This window comes from Catenulispora pinistramenti (assembly GCF_018274385.1).
In the GTDB taxonomy this organism is placed as follows: Bacteria; Actinomycetota; Actinomycetes; order Streptomycetales; family Catenulisporaceae; genus Catenulispora; species Catenulispora pinistramenti.
In genome coordinates this window covers 1-1,457 of the sequence record NZ_JAAFYZ010000478.1, presented here as the reverse complement: position 1 = coordinate 1,457, position 1,457 = coordinate 1, and the positions used below count along the sequence as shown (strand labels likewise).

General features: G+C 65.0%; 2 protein-coding genes. Both read right to left on the bottom strand.

Going from position 1 to position 1,457, the window contains the following annotated elements; genetic code table 11:
* Positions 1-30: 30 nt before the first annotated feature.
* On the bottom strand, positions 31-927 hold the full coding sequence (locus KGQ19_RS48600) for an IS982 family transposase (RefSeq protein ID WP_212022434.1): 897 nt from the start codon (positions 925-927) through the stop codon (positions 31-33).
* Between the two features lie 30 nt (positions 928-957).
* Positions 958-1,368, bottom strand: a complete 411-nt coding sequence (locus KGQ19_RS48595; protein ID WP_212022433.1) for an NUDIX domain-containing protein — start codon at positions 1,366-1,368, stop codon at positions 958-960.
* Between the last annotated feature and the right edge of the window lie 89 nt (positions 1,369-1,457).

The window sequence follows — 1,457 nt, the reverse complement described above, 5'->3', positions numbered from 1 at the left end:
CTAGATGATTGAGTCCGATCGCTTGGCTGGTCAGTGGTCGTAGGCGATCAATGATCGCTTGCTTGCCGCGCCGGTCTTGGTGTTGTGCCAGATCGCGGCGGCCATGGCCAGCAGGCGCTGGCCGATCCGGGCGAAGATGCCACCGTGGGTGCGGGCACCGTGTTGTTCCAGCGACAGCTGGCCTTTGAGGGTGTCGAAGATCGCTTCGATCCATTGGCGCATCCGCAGCAGCTTGCGCTCGGTCGGGGTGGAGGCGGGGTCGGAGGTGTTGCGCCGGGCAGGGCGGACCAAGTGGACGCCCAGCTCGGCGCACAGCTGCTCGAACTCCCCGCCGGCGAACCCCTTGTCGGCCAGGATCACCTGTCCTTCGGCGACGAGGTGGTGGTCGACCTCGCACATCGCGGTCATCACCTCCCGCTCGCCGAGTTTTGGGTTGGCCAGGCACCACATCAGCGGCATGCCCTCGGCGGAGGTGAGCAGGTACAGGCGCATGCCCCAGAAGTACCGGGAGTGGGAGGCGCAGTAGCCGTATCCGGCTTCCTCGGCCAGGTCCGAGCGTTTCGCGGTCTCCCGGGACATGCCGCACGGCACCGGCGTGGAATCGATCAGACGCAGGCCCTCGACCCCGGTCGGAGTGACGAGCGCCAGTTCCCGGATCATCGTCGCGATCAGCGGACCGGCCGCCCGAAGCCGCTTGTTGTAGCCGGACTGCTGAGGGATGTACGGGAACAGGTGCCGCAGATGCTTGCGGGCGTAGCGGATCCAGTGCCGCTCCCCGGCGAACCCGAGGAGCACCTGGGCGATCGCCAGACACAGCAGCTCGGCGTCATCCAGCAGGAGCGGGCGGCCTATTCGTCGGCGTTTGACCACGCGGTCGGACACGAAGACGTAAAGTGCGGTCAGAAGGGTGTCGAGGTCGGTATTCACACACAGGCAACGACACCCTTCGCGATGCCGTCACGTTGGTGGTGCGGTCAATACCAGGCTCAACAACAAGTGGGCGTTGCCGACCAGTTCGATCGTGGCGATCTCTTCGGGGGTGAGGAACCGCATTGCCAGCCCCTCGCCCAGGATGACATCTTCCTGGCGGGCGTCGGTGCTTCCGGTGAACACATGGAATCGGACCCCGACGCCGTCAGCACCGACCTGTTCCACGACCCGGTCAGGCACGAGGGTAGCGGTCAACCCGGTCTCCTCAAGCAGTTCGCGGCAGGCGGCAGTCACCGCGTCCTCCCCGGGTTCCAGATGTCCGCCCGGAGGCGTCCACCTGCCCGGTTCCGGGTATGCATCGTGACTGCGATGCTGCATCAACACCCGCCCGTCACGGTCCGTGAGAACAATGATCGCGACCTCGTGGACGATCTTCATACAACCGACCCTAGACGACACCCACGACACCAACGGCCAGACCGCATAGCTACCACTGACATGCCTGAACTTCGGACTCATTCATCTAG